The organism is Natrinema sp. SYSU A 869 (genome assembly GCF_019879105.1).
Lineage (GTDB): Archaea > Halobacteriota > Halobacteria > Halobacteriales > Natrialbaceae > Natrinema.
In genome coordinates, this window is the sequence record NZ_CP082247.1 from 776,222 (window position 1) to 795,838 (window position 19,617).

Sequence of the window (19,617 nt, forward strand, 5' to 3'; positions counted from 1 at the left end):
ACGGCAGAGACCGTTTTTCACAGCGTCATGGAGCGGAGCCCCGCCCGTAACGAACGAGCCGCGTCAGCGCGAGTAAGGAGAGGAGGTCACACGTACCCGGCGTCGACTTTCAGCGCTCGTCCGGTCACGTACGACGCGTCCTCGCTGGCGAGGAAGGCGACGCAGGACGCGACTTCGTCGGGATCGGCCCAGCGGTCGAGCGCTGTCTGCCGACGCATCGCCTCCTGTTCCTCCTCGGAGTACCACTCGTCGGTCATCGCCGTGTCGATCAGACCGGGACAGACGGCGTTGATGCGAACGTCGTACTGTGCGAGTTCGCCTGCGACGGACCGCGTGAAGTGGAGCACTGCCGCCTTCGTGAGCGCGTAGGACGTGATCGGGGCCGGCTTCCATCCCGCCATCGAGGACGTATTGACGATGACGCCGCCGCCGTCTGCCTCGAACAGCGGGAGTACGGCGTGACAGCCGTTCCAGACGCCCTTAAGATTCACGTCGATCAGTTCGTCCCTGTGTTCGCGCGTCGTTTCGCGGAAGGACCGCGCCTCACCGATGCCGGCATTGTTGAACAGCACGTCCAGTCCGTCGTAGTCCTCGGCGACGGCGTCCAGACACTCCTCGAACCGCTCGTAGTCGCTAACGTCGAGCGAGCGGAACTCCGCCGTCCCGTCGGCCGCCTCGTTTGCGTCGATCCGCTCGACGGTCTCTTCGCCCCGCTCGTTGTCGATGTCAGTGACGACCACGTCGACGCCCTCCTCGGCCAGTCGGTGCGCCGTCGCGCGGCCGATCCCGGACGCACCGCCGGTAACGACTGCAGTCTTTCCGTGCAATCCTCGCATGCGTTCCGTTAACACGGGTATTGTATAAGAAAGTACGCCTCGAGCGCTCCCGGCCGCCGGGGTTTCCGCCACACGGAATTCGTGGAATATCCGCCGGCAGTGCCGTCGCGATACCGCTCACCGGGGGTAGATTTATGCGGCATACTGAAACACCTTTAGATGTGGGATCGAATGACACAGAACGTTAGCGTCGACGACGACACGGCGAGAGATCTCCTCGAGGAGATGCTCCGCATCGATGTCTTCGAGGAGGAGACGAAAGAGCGGTTTGGAGAGGGGGAGATTCCGGGGTTCGTGCACCTCAGCGGCGGCCACGAGGGATCACATGTCGGCATGGGAGCTGCGATGCGGGACGAGGACTGGCTGGCAGTCGGGGGTGCGCGACTGATCGGACAGTATATCGCGAAGGGCGTGCCGCTACCGGAGATCATGGCGGAACTCTACGGGCGCGTCGGGGGATCGAACAAGGGCCACGGCGGCCAGATGCACGTCTCCGACGTCGATCGGAAGCTGTACGGACACGCCGCAACGATCGGCTCCGGGCAGAACCCCGCCGTCGGACTCGGGCTGGCGGAAGAGATGAAGGGGACCGACAACGTGGCGGTGACGACCATCGGCGACGGCGGGACGAGTCGCGGCTCGTTCCACACGGCGCTCGTCTTCGCCGCGTACTGGGACCTGCCGGTCGTATTCATTATCGAGAACAACGAGTGGGCCATCTCGACGCCCGCCGAATCGCTGTCGCCGGATCACCTCTCGGATTACGGGATTCCGCACAACATGCCGACCGAGAGCATCGACGGGAGCGACGTCGAGGAAGTGTACCACACTGTCTCCGAGGCGATCGAGCGCGCTCGCAATGGTGAGGGACCGACAGTCATCGAGAGCCGCGTCGTCCGTCTCGTTCCCCATTTCGAAGGGACAAGGAGACCTACCGCGACGAGGAGGCCTACGAGCGGGCCAAGGAGGAGAAGGATCCGATCGAGAACTATCGGGAGCGGCTGCTCGAGAACGACGTCATCACCGAGGCCGAACTCGAAGACATGGTCGCGAACATCGAAGCGGAGGTCGAGGAGGCCGTCGAGTTCGCTCGCGAGAGCCCGGAACCGGAGCCGGAAGCAGCCTACGATCACGTCTACCAGCTGCCCCTCTACGGGCAGGGTGAGGGACAATGACACGAGAGATCACGTACGTGCAGGCGATCGCGGAGGCGATAGACGAGGAACTGGAACGGGACGAGGAGGTCATCCTGTTCGGCGAGGACGTCGAGGAGTTCGGCGGCAACTTCGGCGAGACGGAGGGGTTGTACGAGAAACACGGTCGGAACCGAGTTCGGAACACGCCGCTGTCCGAAATCGGGATCGCGGGAATGGCTCTGGGCGCTGCCGTCGGCGGGATTCGGCCCGTCGCGGAACTCCAGTTCGCTGACTTCGCGGCGACGGCCGGTGACGAAGTCTTCAACCAGATCCCGAAACAGCCCTACGTCAGCGGCGGACAGATCGAAGCACCGCTCACTATCTTCGCGCCGTCCGGGGCCGGGATCGGTGCGGGTGCACAGCACTCGCAGTCCGTCCACTCCTGGCTCGGCAACGTGCCGGGGTGGGTCGTCGTCACCGCGACGACGCCCTACGATGCGAAGGGACTGTTCAAGAGCGCCATCCGGGACGATAACCCGGTCTTCTTCCTCCCCCACAAGATGCTGAGCGAGACGAAAGGCGAAGTGCCCGACGAGGAGTACACGCTCCCGCTCGGGGAAGCCGCGATCGAGCAGGAAGGAGAGGATGTCACCGTCGTCGCGACCCAACTCATGTTCCACCGCGCGAAGGAAGCCGCGGCCGAGGTCGACGCCGACGTCGAGATCGTCAACCCTCGGACGTTCGCCCCGCTCGACACCGAGACGATCGCCGAGAGCGTCCGGAAGACGGGACGACTGGTTGTCGTCGACGAGACCGTCGAGCGATACGGGACGCAGGGCCACATCGCGAACGAGATCGTCGAGAACGACTTCTTCAGTCTCGACGCGCCGCCGAAGACCATCGGCGTGAAGGACATCCCCATTCCGCTGAGCCCACCCCTCGAGCAGGAGGCGCTGCCCTCCGCCGACCAGATCGCGAACGGGATCGAATCGCTCTTCTAGCGACGGTCGGCCGGGGAACGCGCTTCTCCGGTCGCCATTCCTCGTCTCGAGGACCGGTAGGCGCGGTGAGACACAGAGAACGGAGACGACGCGAGGGTCGGTGGTCCGGTTCTCACGGGCGGAACGGGGACCCGATCGGGTGAGAATTTAAATATAAAGGAGAACCATGCTACCAAACATGGTAGATGTAATACGGATTCCGAAGCTCGGGCTGAGTGACTACGGAGACCTCGTTGCCTGGGAGGCCGACACGGGCGATCGTGTGGAGAAGGGAGACGTCGTCGCCGTCCTCGAGTCGGAGAAGGCTAGCGCCGAAATCGAGGCCCCCACGAACGGAGTCGTGCTCGAGCAGTACGTCGAGGAGGGCGAAGAGATCGCGATCGAAGTGGGGAAACCGCTGGCGGTGATCGGCAAGGAGGGAGAGTCAGCGCCGTCGCTGTCGGAACTCGAGGACGGAGAGAGCGACGAGCGGCCGGCGGACGTCGGCGAGGCGGCGTCGGCTCCGGACACCGACTCCGTTGACGGCGCGGAAGCCGATGGCGGTGCAGCGACCGCAGACGTCAAGGCGACGCCGCGGGCCAAGCGTCGCGCCAACGAAGCGGACGTCGATCTGGCTGAAATCGACGGAACCGGGCCGCAGGGTGCGGTCACCGAGGGCGACATCGAGGAATACCTCGAGAGCGGGGGCGGTTCGTCGGCAGGGAGCGGTGACGGAGCGTCAGCAGAGGGCGACGACGAGTCGGAGTCCGACGCCGCGTCTGCGACGGACGACGTCAAGGCGACGCCGCGGGCGAAACACCGCGCCGAGGAGGACGGCGTCGACTTATCTCGGATCGAGGGGACGGGCCCACAGGGGGCGATCACCGAAGGTGATGTCGAAGCGTTCGCGAGCAGTGCCGACGCCAATGGTCCCGACGCGTCAGCGGTCGCGAGCGACGAGCTGACCACCGACGGACTCACCGTGACGGAATCGCGGGAACTCACCGGCACACGGAAAACGATCGCGGAGCGCCTGAGCCGGAGTGCTCGAGAGAAACCCCACGTCATGGGGACGCGCGATATCGGGATCGAGCGCCTCGAGGAAGTCAGAGACCGACTCGAGGAGAAGGGCGTCGACGTCTCATTGAACGACCTCATCCTCCACTTCGTCGGCCGAACGCTCGAAGATCTCCCAGAGTTCAACGCTCACTTCGAGGACGGCGAACACCGCCTCATCGACGAGGTCAACGTCGGCTACGCGGTCGACAGCGAGAACGGACTCATGGTGCCGGTGATCGACGACGTGCCGGACCGCGACCTCGAGGACCTGTCGTCGGAGCGGCGGCGACTCGTCGAGACGGTCCTCGAGAACGAGCACACGTCGTCGGATCTCCAGGGGGAACCTTCACCGTCACCAACGTCGGCGTCTTCGACATGGACGTCTCCTTCTCGATCATCAACCCGCCGCAGGTCGCGATCCTCGCACTGGGTCGGCGCAAGCCGATTCCCGTCGAGCGCGACGGCGACATCGAATTCGAGCGCGCGATCACATTCAGTCTCACGATCGACCACCGCGTGCTCGACGGGGCCGACTCGGGCGCGTTCCTCGAGCGGCTCGCCGAGTACCTCGAGTATCCCGGACGGGCGTTCGACGCCGTGTAACGCGCAATCGCGTCGAAACAGAAATCGAGACGGTCGCTCTCAGGGACCGAGATCGGAACCCGTGATGACTTCGTCGTGGAACCGCTCGTTCTCCTCGGTCCGGTCGGGCGGAAACAGGCACATGACGTGGTCGACGCCGAGCTCCTCGAGCGCTCGCAGTCGCTCTCGACACGCCTCGGGCGGTCCCGCGACCGCGAAGCGATCGCCGAGATACTCCCACACCTCGTCGTCGATGTCCGCGAGCGCGTCCGCTTCCTCGTCGCCGTGCTCCTGCATATCGTGAGCGTCGACGAGGTCGCGGAGGTCGGCTTGCACGTCAGCGGGCGCTTCTTCGACGGAGAAGCTGAAGTTGTGATAGGCGATGGGTTCGATGACCGGCTTCAGCTTCTCGACCGCTCGAGCCCGGCTGTTGGCCGCGCAGGTCGGCGTGAGCGTCACGATATCGAGGTCCTCGAGCGACCGCCCGGCGCGTTCGGCCCCTTTGCGGACGTTCGCCAGCCCGAGCTCCTCGACGGTCTCGGGGTTCGGACCGCCGCCGAAGATGACGCCGTCGGCCACCTCGCCGGCCATCCGCAGCGTCTTCGGGCCCTCCGCAGCGACGTATACGGACACGTCACGTCGTCGCGACTCGAGCCGAAACGGCTCGCCGCCGAACGCGACTTCCTCGCCGCGAAGCAGACGACGGATTTTCGTCGCGCTCTCCGCGACCTCCTCGACGGTCGCCGGCCGCTGTCCGACGGAATAGACGGCGCTGTCGCCGGCGCCGATGCCGAGTACCGCTCGGCCGTCGGCGAGCTGGTCGAGCGAGGCGATCGCGTTCGCCGTCACCGACGGGTGTCGGCTCTTGGGGTTGGTGATGCCGGGCGCGAGCGTCAGTTCGTCGGTGACCGTCGCACACTCCGCGAGCGTGACGTACAGGTCGGTGTAGAGCTGCTGGGAGTCGATCGCCCAGAGAGCGTCCCAGCCCCACGACTCGAGCGAGCGGGCGTATTCCCTCGCGTCGGCGACGGAGTCGGTCGCGACGAATCCGCCGAAGTTCATGACTCGTCGGCCGGGTCGTAGCCGTAGACGTCTCGAGCGCGCGCTTCCGAAATCAGCCCCCGCTCGACGTCCGCCGCGACGCGTTCGGGGTCGCGGTCCTCGGGATCACCGTAGCCGCCGGGCGTCGCGGAGACGAGCGTGAGCGTCTCGCCGGGCTCGAGCGTTCCGGGGCCGTTCGGCGGAACCTCTTTTCCGTCGCTCGAGGAGGCCGTCGTCGCCCGTTTCCCCGATCGACCGCCGCGGAAGCCCGACGGATCGCGGTCGGCGCGACCGGAGGTGAGCGCGAAGTACACCGGCCGATCGGTCGGGTTGTGGTACGACGTGCGCATCGCCGGTCCGGACCGATGCTCGCCAGCCCCTTCGGTATCGGGGACTAGCGCCGTCTCCTCCCATCGGAGCGGACTGTAGCGTTCGAACATCTCGATAGGGGTGTTCTGCCCGTTGTACGGGAAGTAGACGCCGGGGATCCCGTCCCCGTCGGCGCTGGGCGGGAGACCGCCGGCCGTCCCGCCCACGGCGATGAACTCGTCACCGTTCTCGTCGGCACCCGAGAACGGCGCGAGTTGAATACCCGCCATCTCGGAGAGCGCCGATTCGGGGACGACCTGACCCAGCGCGCGGATGAGCGCGTCTTCCGCCCGCGAGTAGGTGAGGTGGCGACCCATCGTCGCCTTCGGCCGATCACAGTTGAGGATCGATCCCTCCGGTGCGGTCACCTCGATGGGCCGGAAGAACCCTTCCGCGTTCGGCAGATCGGGGACGAGCATGCACTTCACGATGTACTCGGTGATGGTGACGATGTTCCCGAACGGACAGTTGATCCCGCCCTCGACCTGCGCCGATGTCCCGGCGAAGTCGACTTCCAGGGAATCACCGTCGATCGTCGCGGCGACGCGAATCTCGAGATCGTGCTCGGCGATGGTGAATTCGATCGAGTCCTCGTACGTGCCGTCGGGCAGGTCGGCGAGTCTCTCCCGCAGCGCGCGCTCGGTCCGCTCGATGACCTCGCTCGCGACTCGGTCAAACGTCTCGGGGCCCCGATCGGCGACGATTTCTCGAACGCGCTCCTCGCCGACCGTGTTCCCCGATCGCAACGCCTCGAGGTCGCCCAGCGCCTGGTGGGGGATCCGGACGTTGCTCCGAATGATGGAATCGACCGCGTCGTTTCGCTCGCCGGCCTCGTAGAGCTTCGTCGGCGGAATCAGGATCCCCTCCTCGTACACCTGTTCCGCGTCGGTCGACCAGCCGCCGCGGTTCCCGCCGACGTCGTCGGTGTGACCGAGACTGCCCACGATTCCGACGAGATCACCGTCGTGGAAAACGGGGTTCAGGACGACCACGTCCGACAGGTGACCGCCGCCGATCCAGGGGTCGTTCGTGATGACGGTATCGCCCGGTTCCAGCGTCTCCGGCGGGAAGTGATCCTCAAGGATGATCCGCGTCGTCCGGGAGAGTGCCCCTGAGAGAACGGGGACGGACTGGTCGGAGAGGCCGATCGCGTCGCCCTCGGCGGTCATGACGGCCGTCGAGGCGTCGGCTCCCTCTCGAATGGAAAGGAGTACGCCAGCCGCTCGGCGGCATCGTACATCTCGTCCGCGGTGGCTTGCAATCGGTTCCAGAGGACCTGGGTCTCCAGGCCCGTCGAATCGGTTGTCTCGGTGTCGTCTGTTTCAATCATAGTTCGATGGTGATGTCGTAGTTGTCGGCGACGGTCACGATCGAGTCGGGATCGGCGACGACGGTCGTCTGGTCTGCTTCGACGACGATGGGACCGTCCACCGTCTGGCCCGCCTCGAGACCGTCCCAGCGGTAGACGCCGGCCTCGACGGTCCCGTACTCCGGTCCGTAGTAGACATCTCGCTCGCCGGGTTCGGTACGATCGCCCTCTGGAGCGGCGAGCTGTGCGGTCTCGCCGGTACTCTCGTCCTCGCCGAGTTCGAGACGGTAGGTGAGCACCTCGACGGGAAACTCTAGCGTCTCGCGGTTGAACGTCTCCCGGTAGGTACGTTCGAACGCGTCGCGGGCGGCCTCGGGAGTCACGTCGTCGATATCACAGTCTTCGAGGGGGACTTTGATCTCGTGGCCCTGATCGACGTGGCGCATATCGAGGCTGAGAGATGTCTCGGCTTCGTCCAGATCGATGCCTGCCCGCTCGAGGACCGATGCGGCCTCCTCGCGGAGGGACTCGAACTGACGGCGGAAATCCTCGGTCGAGAGCGTCGCGAGAACCGCTTGACTCGTCGAACTGGCCTCGTACATGCACGGCGCTTCGGTGAGTCCGATCGAGGAGCCAACGCCGGCGCCGTACGGGCAGACGACCTCGTCGATACTGAGCTTTCGGGCGACGCGAAACGCGTGCGACGGACCGGCGCCACCGAGGGCCGTCATTGAGAGTCCGCGAGCGTCGATCCCGCGAGAGGCGGCGTACCGACGGAACGCCGTGGCCATGTTTTCGTTGACCACCTCGAACACGCGCCACGCTGCCTCGGTGACCGAAACGTCGAGCGGGTCGGCGAGTTCCTCGGCGAAGACGGATTCAGTCCGTTCAGCGGCCAGCTCCATCCGCCCGCCGTAGAAGTTCTCGGGGTTAAGGTAACCGAGCAGGAGCGAGGCGTCCGTCACTGTCGGCTCCTCGCCGCCCTGATTGTAACAGATCGGACCGGGATCGGAGCCGGCCGACTCGGGACCGACTTCGACGAGTCCGACGTCGTTCACGGAAGCGATCGATCCCCCGCCGGCACCGATCTCGGTGAGATCGATGAGCGGCGAGACGAGGTCGTAGCCGCTCCCCTCCTTGAACCGGTGGACGCGGGCGACGTCGGTCTCGTACTTCATCCGGACGTCGCCGTCCTCAACGACCGATCCCTTCGCCGTGGTGCCGCCCATATCGAAGGAGAACACGCCGTCGTTGCCGTGGTTCTCGCCGAAAATGCGCGAGGCGAGGACGCCCGCTGCCGGGCCGGACTCGACGAGTCGGATCGGTTCCGCCTTCGCCGTCCGGACGTCGACGATACCGCCTGACGAGGTCATCATGTAGACCTCACCTGCGAATCCCTCCGACTGAAGTTCCGAGCGGAGGAACTCGAGGTAGTCCGCCACGACGGGCGCGACGTACGAGTTGATGACGGTCGTCGACGTTCGCTCGTACTCCCTGATGACGGGAACGACGTCCGCGGAGAGCGAGACGTTCAGGTCGGGATACTCGTCTTCGATGACCTCGGCCACGGCGCGCTCGTGAGTATCGGACTCGTAGGAGTGCAACAGCGACACGGCGACGGAGTCGACATCGTGGTCCTCGACCAGCGTCTGAGTCCGCTCGCGGACTTCCTCCTCGTCGAGCGGCTCGACTACCTCGCCGTCGTCGGTCAGGCGCTCGTCCAACTCGAGACGGCGCTGGCGGGGGACCAGCGGGTCAGGATACTCCATCTCCCAGTCGAACATGTCGTAGCGCGACCCGCGCCGGAGTTGGAGCGTGTCGCGGATCCCCTCGGTCGTGAGCAGCCCCGTCGTCGCTCCCGTGCCTTCGATGAGCGTGTTTGAGACGAGGGTCGTCCCGTGAATGACAGTGTCGAGATCGTCGAACGAGACGTCGTTCTCGTCGAGGATCCGACGAGCCCCGGTCAGCGCCCCCTCCGCCGGATTCGCCGGCGTCGTCGGCTCCTTATCGATGGTGACCGTCCCCGACTCCCGATCGACCAGGGTGAAGTCGGTGAAGGTCCCGCCGATGTCCATGCCAAGTGTGTACATGTGTAGTTCGTCTCCGGAGTCCACATCCGGTCAAATATATGTTGTGATGGCCGATAGCAATAGACACAGTATCGGACCGATGCGATCCGGATTCCTCAGCACCGATCGGCTTCGATGATCGCGAGGAGGTCCTCGATCAGCCCCGGGATCGGGTACTGGAACCAGGCGTTGCGGACGTCGTCGCTCGCGCCGGTGTCGTACTGATTGGCGCCCCAGCAGCAGATGGTGAGCATGACGAACGCCGAGAAGGCCTGCCAGTACCGGACGCGCTCCCGGTCGACGGGTCGTCCCGTCCGCCGCTCGTACTCGTCGTAGAACCACTCCCGCTCCAGCAGCGAGCAGGCGAGTTCGGGCCGCTCGATCGGCTCGACGAGTTTCCCCGCGAAGTACCGCGTGCTCGCATAGCCGAGGTCGAACAGGGGGTCGCCGACCCGGGCGAACTCCCAGTCGAGGAGGCCGGTGATCCGATCGTCATCGATGAGGGCGTTCCCGATCCGGAAATCGCCGTGAATCAGCGTCGTCTCCGGAACCGCGGGTTCGTTGGCCCGGAACCAGCGAATCGCTTCCTCGACCGCCGGTTCGCGCTTCAGTTCGGCGTCCCGGTAGAGCGCCTCCCAGCGGTCGATCTCGCGAGTCACCACCTCGTCAGCCGGCACGTCCTCGATCCCCGGAACCGTCGCGCCGTCGATCGAGTGAACGCCCGCGGCGGCATCGACGAACTGGTTCGGAAGCGTTCGCTCGGCCGAGTCCCACGCGTCGTACAGGTCCTGTCGATCCCGCGGGTCCCACGTGATCGGTGGCTCACCCTCGAGATGGTCCATGACGAAGAGGCCGCGCTCGAACGGCCCACCGTCCGCGTCGAACCAGCGGACTCGCGGAACCGGAACGGGCGCGTCTTGACTCGCGACGAGCGTCTCGTACTCGGTCTCGATGTCATTCCCGGGGAGCGACGCCGCGTCGATATCGTGTTGCAGTTCGTTCTCGGCTCTGAGGACGAGACGTTCAGAGACGTCGTCGCCGTCTCCGCGATACCGAGCCGTGAACGAGACCGTGTCTCGGGACCACCCCTCGGTGTGCGCAACGATATCGTCGACGGACACCTCGCCGTCGGCGAGCGACCCGGAGAGGTACGTCGAGAGCGCGTCGGCCGTGAACTCCGTCATTCCTCTCCCTCCCGGCCGAGCAGGCGCAACTGCCGGTCGACGCGCGTCCGCAGGAACTCGTACAAGGGCCGTCGAGCGATCGCGGCCCGCTCCGCGTCCAGTTCCTCGTCGATCGTCGCCAGTACGTCGTCCGCGGCGGTCAGGAGCGTCTCTTCGACGTCTCGAGTTGATCCGTCTACGGCGTCTATCTCGTCGCGAGCGTCATCGAGTGCGGTACGTACCGCGCTCGAGTCGATCTCGTTTCGTTCGAGCACCGACTCGAGCTCGTCCAACCGTTCGGCGAGAGTCCGACGCTGGGCCCGAACGGCTGCCTCCCGGCCGCCGACTTCGCCCGCCAGGAACTGCAGCGTCGAGGCCATCGATCCCACCTGCGCGTGAACGAACTCGTCGTCGGTGACTGCGGGGCGGACTTCCTCCCGCGTGAACGTCGCGAACCGGTCCAGTATCAGCTCCGGATCGAGGTATGGCATACCGTGGTATAGTACGGTATCGTTACAAAAGCTGCGGGTCGGCCGCATCCTATCCGAGGTAATCGAACAGGTGACCGGCGACGTTGCGCTTCTGGATCTCCTCCGATCCCTCGGTGATCCGGTAGCGCCGGTGATGGCGGTAGATGTGCTCAAACGGCTTGTGGCGAGTGTACCCCTGTCCGCCGTGGACCTGCATCGCCCTGTCGGCGGCGTCGCACGCCAGGAGGTTCGCGCGGTAGTTCGCCATCGAGACCTTGTCGCTCACGCTCTGTTGATTCTCCTCGTCGAGCTGCCAGGCCGTCTTGTACACCAGGTTGCGCACCATTTCGGCCTCCGTGTGCAGGTCGGCCAGCGGGAACTGGATCCCCTGTCGCTTCGCGAGCGGTTCGTCCCACGTGCGGCGTTCCTTCGCGAACTCGACCGCTTCGTCGATGCAGAACTGGGCGGCACCGACGCTCGAGGCGGCCTGCCTGATGCGGCCCTCGTGAACGAAGTACGACGCCTGCTGGAGGCCTCTGCCCTCCTCGCCCAGAATCGCGTCCTCGGGGACGCGGACGTCGTCGAGCGTCACCTCGGCGTGGTCGGTCGGCATGTTGAACGTCCAGTGGAAGTACTCGACCTCGAGTCCGTCCGCGTCAGTCGGCACCCAGAACGCCGTGATTCCCTCGTGGTCGCCGTCGTCGCCGTCGGTCCGAGCGAAGATGACATCGTAGTCTGCGGTGTGCAAGCCGCTGTTGTATCGCTTCGCCCCGGTGATCACCCACTCGTCGTCGTCCTTCTCGGCCGTCGTGTCCATGTGCGTCGCGTCGCTGCCGTGTTCGGGCTCGGTCAGTCCGAACGCGGCGGTCGTCTCGCCGGTGATCAGGTCCTCAAGGTGGCGTTCTTTCCGCTCTTCACTGCCGAATTCGATCAACAGCTCGGGGACGTTGAAGTTTCCAACGACGGCGGCCTCCTGTTGCAAGACGTTGTGCAGGCCGATCCCCTTCTGGGCGAGGTGTTCCCGAATCACGGCCATCCCGAGGTTGCTCCCGTCCCGACCGCCGTACTCCTCCGGGAGCATGTACCGATACAGTCCCGCCTCGTCGGCGCGGCGGCGCATCTCCTCGAGCAAGGCCTCCCATTCCGCCGTCGGCGTCCCGTCCTCCCAATTTGTCCGAGCGTCCTCGCGTCGGTGATCGAAGAACCGTTCGTGTTCCCGCTGGAGCGGCTCGATCTCGTCTTCGATGAACGCGTCTATCTCCTCGAGCAACTGCTGGAGCTGCTCCGGCATCCGGAAATCCATACGTAGTGACATTCGACGAGAGTACATTATAGTTCGGGTGAGAGAGGAGGCCGCGTTCGGGCGAGCGCTCGAGTACACCGGTTCTGCGGACCCTCGACGAGGCAAACCGTTAAGACTCGAGCTGACGACCGACGACTATGTCCGGGTTCGTTCGATCGGAGGAGGAAATCGAGGCGATTCGGGAACGGATGGTAGAGAACCGCTTCGACGACACGAGGCAGGTGGCGATCCGGTTCCGCACCCGCGAGTCGACGGTCGACCGGATCCTCCCGCCCGGTCTGGAACCGACCGAGGAGCCGGTGATACGGGTCGATGTCGTCGAGGTTGGGCGCAGTAATTGCGTCGGTTCGTTTCGCGGAGCCGGCGTCTACGTGCGAGCGCAGCACGAGGGCCACGTCGGAGAGTACTGTTTGACGATGCCGATGTCGACGGAGGCCGCGATCACGTGGGGACGAGAGCTGTTCGGTGAGCCGAAGAAGAAGGCCGCCATCTCGCTCGAGCGGAGCGAAAGCGAGGTGAGCGGACGAGTGTCCCGAAGCGGCGAGCCGCTCATCGAAACGACGCGACCGTGGAAACGAAACGGCAGCTCGACCCGAAGCCGCAGACGATCTACCACTACAAATCGCTCCCCGACGCGACCGGGCGGGGGTTCCAGTTCGATCCGACGCTGGTCCGCGTCACGTTAGACAGCGACCTCCACGCGTACGAAACCAGGTCTGGCTCACTTTCGCTGGGCGAAGGGGCCGACAGTCCGCTCGGTGAACTCGAAATAGAAGAGGTCCTCGGAGCGTCGTACACTGAGGCGGACCTGCGCTCGTCACAGGAGAACGTGACCACCGTCGACTCCGAAGCGTTCCTCCCGTACGCCTTCGGAACCGGACGCGGTAACGATTGGCTCGAGTTGGATAACGTATCCGATTGAGACCGTCTGTGAACGTGGCCGTCCAGTCGATCGGAACGCCCGGACGTCTCTGAATGGCCCCTGCGACACAGCACAATCCGTCGAGACACTGTGCCGTGGAAGCCTCTGTCAAAGCGATCGGACGAGAGACCCGATCCTCGCCGGAACTGAGGTCGACTGACCATCGCCGGCATTGAGGTCGACCGCAGGACGCTCTCAACGGCCGAAAACGCCATCTCTCCTCACTACCCTGCGAATCTACTGCGGCGATCCATAATTTTTTGACCAGTGTTATCATCTATCAATGTATGGACGGACTCACCGTCGGCTATCTCGCCGAACGGAACGCACGAATCCAGCCGGACGCCGAAGCGGTCGTCCAGCGGGCGGACGGAGCGCGAACCGAGACCGTGACCTTCGAGGCGCTCAACCGCAGGGTCGACCAGCTGGCAAACGCGCTCTCGGAATTCGGGATCGAGAAGGGAGACGCCATCGCGACATACACGGGGAATCGGGTCGAGACGATCGAGAGCTACCTCGCGGCGATGAAGCTCGGTGCCCTGCCGGTCCCAATCAACCACCGGTTCAAGGCCGGCGAAGTGAGCTACGTCCTCGAGGACAGCGACGCGACGTTGTGTATCTTCGGCGAAGCCGGTCGCGAGACGATCGCGGGCGTCCACGACGAGTTCGACTCGCCCGTCGAGACGTACCTGTACGCCGGTGACTCAACGCCGCCGTTCGCGACCGACTACGAGACGGTTCGGGACGAGGCCGCTCCCGATCCCGTCGAGGTCGTCCCGTCCCGGCTCGACGAGGCGGCCATCATGTACACGAGCGGAACGACCGGCGATCCGAAGGGGTGCGTACTCACGCACGACAACGTCGTCCAGGCCGCGGAGAACGGCCTCTACGAGGTGAACCTCTCCCGCGACGCCCGGTTCATGGTGGTGACGCCGCTGTTCCATATCGCCGCGTTCGGGCTGTTTATGATGTCGTTTTACGTCGGCGGGACGACGATCCTGGTCGACGACTTCGAGCCGGCGTCGGTCCTCTCGATCCTCGAGGACGAATCCGTGACGGCGTCGTTCATGGTCCCGATGATGAGCCGCGCGGTACTGTCGGCCGACCCCGAGTCGTACGACCTCTCGCAGTTCCAGCACTACATGACCGGCGCAGCGCCCTCGGAGCGCTCGCTCAAGGAGGCGATCATCGAGACCGTCGACTGCAACCTCTACGACGTCTTCGGCCAGACCGAACTCTCGCCGTCGACGACGATGTTGCGACCGGAGAACGCGCTTGAGAAGCCCGACAGCGTCGGTCGGCCGATTATCAACGTCGAGGTCAAAGTCGTCGACGAGACGGGCGACGAGGTCGAGACCGGTGAAACGGGCCGGATCGCCTACCGCGGTCCGACGGTGTTCAAAGAGTACTACGGCATGCCGGAGAAGACTGCAGAGGTGTTCGACGACGGCTGGTTCGTCTCCGACGACCTCGTCCGGATGGACGAGGACGGCTTTGTCTACTTCGTCGGCCGGGCCGACGACATGATCATCACCGGCGGCGAGAACGTCCACCCCGCCGAGATCGAGGAGGTGCTCCACGACCTCGAGGGCGTGGACGAGGTCGCGGTCGTCGGCGTCCCCGACGACCAGTGGGGCGAACGGATTAAGGCCGTCGTCGTCCCCGAGGAGGAGGCTGTCCTGACGGAGAGCGACGTCGTCGGCCACGTCGAGTCGAATCTGGCCGGATTCAAGAAACCCCGCGAGGTCGAGTTCCGGGACGAACTGCCGCGGAATCCGACCGGAAAGGTCCTGAAGAACGAGCTCGCCTGACCCGGGTTCGCGATCAGGGTTCCACGACGAGCTTTCCGACCGCGTTTCGATCCGCCATGTCGGCGAACGCTCGATCGGTTTCCGCGAGCGGATAGCGCTCGTGGACGACCGGCTCAAGTCGGCCGTCTTCGACGAGGGAAACGAGGCGCTCGAGGTCGCCCTGCGTTCCCATCGTACTTCCGATTACTCTCTTCTGATTCAGGAAGAGGTCGTCCAGCGTGAGCGTCGAGGTCGGACCGGCGGTCTGCCCACAGATCGCCATCCGCCCACCGCGTCGGAGGACGTTCAGCCCGCCTCCGAGAACGGACCACCGAGGTGGTTGATCGTCGCGTCGACGCGACCGATCTCGAGGACCGCCTCGCGGATCTCGTCGGGATCACCGGACTCGATGGTGTGGTCGGCACCGAGGGCCTCGAGCCGGTCGAGTTTCGCTCGAGACGTCGAGGTACCGATCGTCCGCGCGCCGAGAATGGCCGCCAACTGGACGGTCGCCACGCCGACGCCGCCCGTCGATCCTGGGACGAAGACGAGGTCGCCCGGACCGACCGCGGCCGCCTCGAGCATTCGAAACGCGGTCATGTACGAGACGGGGAGCGCCGCCGCGTCCGCCGGTTCGACGGCGTCGGAGAGCGGAATCAGCCGATCGGCACGGACGGTCGCGTACTCCGCCAGCCCGCCGTGATAGAGACTGAACCGCTCACAGTAGCTCTCCGGCCCCTCCCGGCAGAACTGACAGGAACCACACGTCTGATTCGGACAGAGGAGGACTCGACCCCCCGTCTCGACGCCGTCGACGTCGTTTCCGACCGCGGAGACGGTCCCCGAAACGTCCATCCCGGCCACGTACGGGAGTTGGTCCTCGCCGACCCGGAAGTCGCCGTTGAGGATCCACAGGTCGTGGTGGTTAATCGAACAGGCCTCGACCTCGAGAACCGCCTCCTCGGGACCGGGCTCGGGATCGTCGAACGATTCGATCGTCACGTGCTCCGGACTACCGAATCCGGTGAACGCTGCAGCGCGCATGTCATCTCGCTCGGACGCCATCGATATATAGGTCCCGTTCAGCGAAGGCGGAACGGACGCAGCGGGCCGATGGGGTGCCGCGCCGTCGGACACGCCGTCATCGCGGGACGCAGTCTCGACAGTTGCGGAAAGCGTTTTATCGCCGGGTGAGAGTCAGTACCACATGCCATCGACCGTCGACTATACCGTCGATTCGGATCGAGCGGCCGCGCTCGTCACACTCGACCGTCCCGACTCGCTGAATACGCTGAACGACTGCCTGATCGAGGAGCTGTGCGACGCGATCGCTCGAGCAGAGGCCGACGACGAGGTGAGAGTGATCGTCCTTCGCGGCGCGGGTGACGAGGCGTTTTCGGCCGGCTACGACATCACCCCAGCGGAGGAAGATGGGGAGGAGACAGACCCCGTTCCGTCGGTCGACGACCTCCTCGACGAATTCGACGCCGCGACCGATCACGTTCACGCCGTCTGGGAGTGTGACACGCCGGTGATCGCCGCCGTCGACGGCTACTGTCTCGCCGCCGGCAGCGACCTGGCGATGGCGTGTGATCTCGTGATCGCGACCGAGGAGTCGGAGTTCGGCTATCCGGGATTGCGGATGGCCGGCGTCCCGCCGACGCTCGTCTATCCGTTCGTCATGAACCTCCACGAGGCGAAGGAACTGCTCCTCTCGGGCAAGATCGTCGACGCGCAGCGAGCGTCGGAGTTAGGAATGGTCAATCGCGTCGTTCCGCGGGACCGACTCATGGCGACGGTCTTCGCGGAGGTCGAGGAGATCCGGAAGATGCCGGGCAACAACGTTCGCATCCTCAAACAGGTGCTCAACGGCGCCGCGGAGATGCAGGGCGCGAAACCGATGTTCAAGTTCAGCGAACTGTTCGACGCGCTCGGCCACCACACGGAGTACGGCAAGGAGTACTACCGCATCGCGGCGACCGAGGGGTTCGACGCGGCGCTCGAGTACATGAACGAGCGGAACAAGGGAACGAGGCCGCCCGAGTGACTAGAACGTGGAACGAGATCGATCGAACGACCGGACACGGGTGCTCCTATTGCACTGCCGACCGCGTTCAGTCCTCGTTGCGGAGCTTGTACTTCTGGATCTTGCCGCTCGGATTCTTTGGGAGGGCGTCGCGGAACTCGTACCGTCGCGGCCGCTTGAACTCGGCGAGGTCGTCGCTCGCTCGGCAGAAGTCGTCGAGGTCGTCCGCGGTCAGGTCGCCGTCCGGAACGACGTGCGCGACGACGCGTTCGCCCCACTGGTCGTCTTCCTCGCCGATCACAGCGACCTCGGCGACGCCGTCGTGCTGGTAGAGGACGTTCTCGACTTCGGTCGGGTAGATGTTCTCCCCGCCGCTGATGATCATGTCGTCGATCCTGTCGACCAAGAAGAGGTAGCCGTCCTCGTTGCGATAGCCCGCGTCGCCCGTGAAGAACCAGCCGTCGCGGATCGCGTCCGCCGTCTTCTCCGGCAGGTTCCAGTACTCGTCCATCATCGGCGGCCCCTGCAGGATGATCTCGCCGGTCTCCCCGGTCACGACGGTGTCCGTCGGCGTGACGGGATCGTTCGGGTCCTCGTTCTCGGTCGGCTCGACGATCCGGACCTCGTGGTTCGGCGCCGCCCGACCGACGCTCTCGAGGTGCTCCCGAACCTCGAAGGGGAGGATGAACGTCGCGCACGGCCCCATTTCCGTCATCCCGTAGGCCGTGGCGTAGTCCTCGGTGAACGTCTCGATACACTCCTCGAGCAGCGACGGCGGCATCGGGGCGGCACCGTAGACGCCGAGCTCGAGCGACGAACCGTCGAACGATGCCAGCTCGTTCGACTCCTCGAGCAGTTGCCCCCAGATCCGCGAGGCGACGAAGAGGTGGGTCGCACGCTCTTCGTCCACGATTTCGAGAGCGCGTCGCGCGTCGAAGTCGTGGAGGATCACAGACTTCGCGCCGAGGTTGATCCGCGTGAGCAGTCCGCAGTTGAGTTCGGCGTTGTGGTACAGCGGCATCGCTGAGATTCCGACGTCCGTGAAGTTCAGCCCCATCTGGCCGGCGTAGAGCATGTTGTGGTACGTCGCGTCTCGATGGGAGTGGACGACCCCCTTCGGTCGGCCGGTCGTCCCGCTCGTGTACATGATCGCGTACTGGTCCGTCGAATCGACCGAGACCGGCGGCGTCGACGCGTCGGCGCGCTCGAGCAGGTCGTGGAACCCGGCGGCGTAGTCGGGCGTGCGTTCGACGTCGTCGTCGACGTACACGTACTCCTCGACCGTTCCGAACTCGTCGCGGCCGCTCTCGACCGTGTCTCGCGTCGCCTCCTCGAAGACAAGGACCGTCGACTCGGAGTCATCGAGGATGTAGCCGACCTCACTGGGAGCGAGGCGATAGTTGACGGGATTGAAGACGGCACCGGCCCGCAGGAGACCGAACAGTGCGATAGCGAACTCCGCGGAGTTGTGGAGCAACAGCGAGACGCGGTCGCCGCGTTCGACGCCGCGCTCTCGGAGCGCGTTCGCGAACCGATCCACTCGGTCGTCGAATTCGGCGTAGGTCAGGCGGAGGTCCTTTCGAGGGTAGACGATCGCCTCCCGATCGGGATACTTCCGCGTCGTCCGCGACAGCGTCTCCGGTAGCGTGGGAAGGTAACCCATACCTGTCCGTTTCCGCGATCAGCATGTTAGCTCTTTCGTCCGCGACCCCCGGCCGTCACAGGGATTTATGAGGGTAACCGACATCTGTTCTGGCGGACATGCAGGAGTACGAGAACCTAGCAGTGACGCTCGACGGCGACGTCCTCCGAATCGCGATCGACCGACCGGACGCGCTCAACGCGGTGAACGCCCCGCTCCACACCGAACTCGCCGAGGTGTTCGACGACGCCTACGACGCCGACGCGAGGGTGGTCGTCCTCACCGGGAACGGCGACGCGTTCTCCGCCGGCGGCGACGTGAACTGGATGAAAGAGAGCGTCGAGGAGCCCGAAAGTTCCTCGAGACCGCCCGCGAGGGCGAGGAGATCATCGAGAGCATCGTCAACCTCGAGAAGCCGGTGATCGCGAAGGTGAACGGCGACGCGACGGGACTGGGGGCGACGCTCGCGCTCTTCTGTGACATCGTCATGCTGAGCGAGGACGCGCGGATCGGGGACCCGCACGTGAACGTCGCGCTCGTCGCCGGGGACGGCGGGGCGGTCATCTGGCCGCTCCTGACGAGTCTGAACAAGGCGAAGGAGCTGCTGATGACGGGCGAGCTGCTCTCCGCCGAGGAGGCCAAAGAGCTCGGACTCGTCAATCACGTCGTCCCCGCCGACGAACTGGACAACGCCACCGACGAGATGGTCGAGAAGCTGGCGACGGGGCCCCAGACTGCGATCAGATACACGAAAAGACCCTGAACAGCTGGCTCGAACTCGGGAACGACCTCGCGCTGACGAAAGGCATCGCGCTCGAGGCGGCGGCGCAACAGCATCCCGACCACGAGGAAGCCGTCGAAGCGTTTCTCGACGGCCGACGGCCTGACTTCCCGAGCGGCCGCGACCGCGAGTGACGCCG

General features: G+C 65.2%; 14 protein-coding genes and 4 pseudogenes. 8 read left to right on the forward strand and 10 right to left on the reverse strand.

Annotation, left to right across the window (positions count from 1 at the left end; translation table 11 throughout):
• Window positions 1-86: 86 nt before the first annotated feature.
• Window positions 87-836, reverse strand: a complete 750-nt coding sequence (locus K6I40_RS03480) for an SDR family NAD(P)-dependent oxidoreductase (protein WP_222912864.1) — start codon at window positions 834-836, stop codon at window positions 87-89.
• 225 nt (window positions 837-1,061) lie between these two features.
• Here K6I40_RS03480 and K6I40_RS27790 point away from each other — a divergent pair.
• The 3 genes and pseudogenes from K6I40_RS27790 to K6I40_RS27795 all read left to right on the forward strand — a co-directional run.
• A pseudogene (locus tag K6I40_RS27790) lies at window positions 1,062-2,011 on the forward strand (thiamine pyrophosphate-dependent dehydrogenase E1 component subunit alpha).
• Window positions 2,008-2,973 carry an alpha-ketoacid dehydrogenase subunit beta gene (locus tag K6I40_RS03495; protein WP_222912865.1) on the forward strand — a complete coding sequence of 322 codons (966 nt, stop codon included), beginning with the start codon at window positions 2,008-2,010 and terminating at the stop codon, window positions 2,971-2,973. Before K6I40_RS27790 ends, K6I40_RS03495 begins: the two are co-directional and overlap by 4 nt.
• A gap of 178 nt (window positions 2,974-3,151) precedes the next feature.
• Window positions 3,152-3,802 (forward strand): annotated as a pseudogene (locus K6I40_RS27795) (E3 binding domain-containing protein); the annotation flags it as partial.
• 851 nt (window positions 3,803-4,653) lie between these two features.
• Here K6I40_RS27795 and K6I40_RS27800 read toward each other — a convergent pair.
• The 7 genes from K6I40_RS27800 to K6I40_RS03530 form a co-directional block, all read right to left on the reverse strand.
• Window positions 4,654-5,655: an LLM class flavin-dependent oxidoreductase gene (locus tag K6I40_RS27800; RefSeq protein ID WP_255681368.1), complete on the reverse strand. Its 1,002-nt coding sequence runs from the start codon at window positions 5,653-5,655 to the stop codon at window positions 4,654-4,656.
• The gene (locus K6I40_RS03505; protein ID WP_222912867.1) at window positions 5,652-7,172 is read right to left on the reverse strand and encodes a hydantoinase B/oxoprolinase family protein; all 1,521 of its coding nucleotides are present in this window, start codon (window positions 7,170-7,172) and stop codon (window positions 5,652-5,654) included. The genes K6I40_RS27800 and K6I40_RS03505 overlap by 4 nt, the downstream gene beginning before the upstream one ends.
• The gene (locus K6I40_RS03510; protein WP_222912868.1) at window positions 7,169-7,333 is read right to left on the reverse strand and encodes a hypothetical protein; all 165 of its coding nucleotides are present in this window, start codon (window positions 7,331-7,333) and stop codon (window positions 7,169-7,171) included. Before K6I40_RS03510 ends, K6I40_RS03505 begins: the two co-directional genes overlap by 4 nt.
• The gene (locus K6I40_RS03515; protein ID WP_222912869.1) at window positions 7,330-9,402 is read right to left on the reverse strand and encodes a hydantoinase/oxoprolinase family protein; all 2,073 of its coding nucleotides are present in this window, start codon (window positions 9,400-9,402) and stop codon (window positions 7,330-7,332) included. Before K6I40_RS03515 ends, K6I40_RS03510 begins: the two co-directional genes overlap by 4 nt.
• Window positions 9,403-9,497: 95 nt before the next feature.
• Window positions 9,498-10,565 (reverse strand): phosphotransferase family protein, encoded by a 1,068-nt coding sequence (locus K6I40_RS03520; protein WP_222912870.1) that lies wholly within the window; start codon window positions 10,563-10,565, stop codon window positions 9,498-9,500.
• The gene (locus K6I40_RS03525; RefSeq protein ID WP_222912871.1) at window positions 10,562-11,035 is read right to left on the reverse strand and encodes a hypothetical protein; all 474 of its coding nucleotides are present in this window, start codon (window positions 11,033-11,035) and stop codon (window positions 10,562-10,564) included. Before K6I40_RS03525 ends, K6I40_RS03520 begins: the two co-directional genes overlap by 4 nt.
• 49 nt (window positions 11,036-11,084) lie before the next feature.
• Complete coding sequence (locus K6I40_RS03530) at window positions 11,085-12,317, reverse strand: acyl-CoA dehydrogenase family protein (protein WP_222912872.1); 1,233 nt, start codon at window positions 12,315-12,317, stop codon at window positions 11,085-11,087.
• Window positions 12,318-12,505: 188 nt separating this feature from the next.
• On the opposite strand from K6I40_RS03530, the pseudogene K6I40_RS27805 reads away from it, so the two are divergent.
• Together K6I40_RS27805 and K6I40_RS03545 are read left to right on the forward strand one after the other, a co-directional pair.
• Window positions 12,506-13,239: pseudogene (locus K6I40_RS27805) on the forward strand (acetoacetate decarboxylase family protein).
• A 287-nt stretch (window positions 13,240-13,526) separates the two neighbouring features.
• On the forward strand, window positions 13,527-15,050 hold the full coding sequence (locus tag K6I40_RS03545) for an AMP-binding protein (protein ID WP_222912874.1): 1,524 nt from the start codon (window positions 13,527-13,529) through the stop codon (window positions 15,048-15,050).
• A 13-nt stretch (window positions 15,051-15,063) separates the two neighbouring features.
• Here K6I40_RS03545 and K6I40_RS03550 read toward each other — a convergent pair.
• Window positions 15,064-16,073 (reverse strand): annotated as a pseudogene (locus tag K6I40_RS03550) (zinc-binding dehydrogenase).
• A gap of 163 nt (window positions 16,074-16,236) precedes the next feature.
• Here K6I40_RS03550 and K6I40_RS03555 point away from each other — a divergent pair.
• A complete protein-coding gene (locus K6I40_RS03555; protein WP_222912875.1) occupies window positions 16,237-17,076 on the forward strand; it encodes an enoyl-CoA hydratase-related protein in 840 nt (279 codons plus the stop codon).
• Window positions 17,077-17,143: 67 nt separating this feature from the next.
• Here K6I40_RS03555 and K6I40_RS03560 read toward each other — a convergent pair whose 3' ends face one another.
• Entirely contained in the window at window positions 17,144-18,718 is a 1,575-nt protein-coding gene (locus K6I40_RS03560; protein ID WP_222912876.1) for a long-chain-fatty-acid--CoA ligase, read from the reverse strand.
• 98 nt (window positions 18,719-18,816) lie between these two features.
• Here K6I40_RS03560 and K6I40_RS27810 point away from each other — a divergent pair, with 98 nt between their 5' ends.
• Together K6I40_RS27810 and K6I40_RS27815 are read left to right on the forward strand one after the other, a co-directional pair.
• On the forward strand, window positions 18,817-19,119 hold the full coding sequence (locus tag K6I40_RS27810; RefSeq protein ID WP_255681446.1) for an enoyl-CoA hydratase-related protein: 303 nt from the start codon (window positions 18,817-18,819) through the stop codon (window positions 19,117-19,119).
• Complete coding sequence (locus K6I40_RS27815; RefSeq protein ID WP_255681447.1) at window positions 19,086-19,460, forward strand: enoyl-CoA hydratase/isomerase family protein; 375 nt, start codon at window positions 19,086-19,088, stop codon at window positions 19,458-19,460. Before K6I40_RS27810 ends, K6I40_RS27815 begins: the two co-directional genes overlap by 34 nt.
• The last annotated feature ends 157 nt before the right edge of the window (window positions 19,461-19,617 follow it).

What these genes read in the sequence shown, in the direction of transcription:
- K6I40_RS03480 (WP_222912864.1), bottom strand. Translation starts at nt 836, where the DNA reads ATGCGAGGATTGCACGGAAAGACTGCAGTCGTTACCGGCGGTGCGTCC.
- K6I40_RS03495 (WP_222912865.1), top strand. Translation starts at nt 2,008, where the DNA reads ATGACACGAGAGATCACGTACGTGCAGGCGATCGCGGAGGCGATAGAC.
- K6I40_RS27800 (WP_255681368.1), bottom strand. Translation starts at nt 5,655, where the DNA reads ATGAACTTCGGCGGATTCGTCGCGACCGACTCCGTCGCCGACGCGAGG.
- K6I40_RS03505 (WP_222912867.1), bottom strand. Translation starts at nt 7,172, where the DNA reads ATGACCGCCGAGGGCGACGCGATCGGCCTCTCCGACCAGTCCGTCCCC.
- K6I40_RS03510 (WP_222912868.1), bottom strand. Translation starts at nt 7,333, where the DNA reads ATGATTGAAACAGACGACACCGAGACAACCGATTCGACGGGCCTGGAG.
- K6I40_RS03515 (WP_222912869.1), bottom strand. Translation starts at nt 9,402, where the DNA reads ATGTACACACTTGGCATGGACATCGGCGGGACCTTCACCGACTTCACC.
- K6I40_RS03520 (WP_222912870.1), bottom strand. Translation starts at nt 10,565, where the DNA reads ATGACGGAGTTCACGGCCGACGCGCTCTCGACGTACCTCTCCGGGTCG.
- K6I40_RS03525 (WP_222912871.1), bottom strand. Translation starts at nt 11,035, where the DNA reads ATGCCATACCTCGATCCGGAGCTGATACTGGACCGGTTCGCGACGTTC.
- K6I40_RS03530 (WP_222912872.1), bottom strand. Translation starts at nt 12,317, where the DNA reads ATGGATTTCCGGATGCCGGAGCAGCTCCAGCAGTTGCTCGAGGAGATA.
- K6I40_RS03545 (WP_222912874.1), top strand. Translation starts at nt 13,527, where the DNA reads ATGGACGGACTCACCGTCGGCTATCTCGCCGAACGGAACGCACGAATC.
- K6I40_RS03555 (WP_222912875.1), top strand. Translation starts at nt 16,237, where the DNA reads ATGCCATCGACCGTCGACTATACCGTCGATTCGGATCGAGCGGCCGCG.
- K6I40_RS03560 (WP_222912876.1), bottom strand. Translation starts at nt 18,718, where the DNA reads ATGGGTTACCTTCCCACGCTACCGGAGACGCTGTCGCGGACGACGCGG.
- K6I40_RS27810 (WP_255681446.1), top strand. Translation starts at nt 18,817, where the DNA reads ATGCAGGAGTACGAGAACCTAGCAGTGACGCTCGACGGCGACGTCCTC.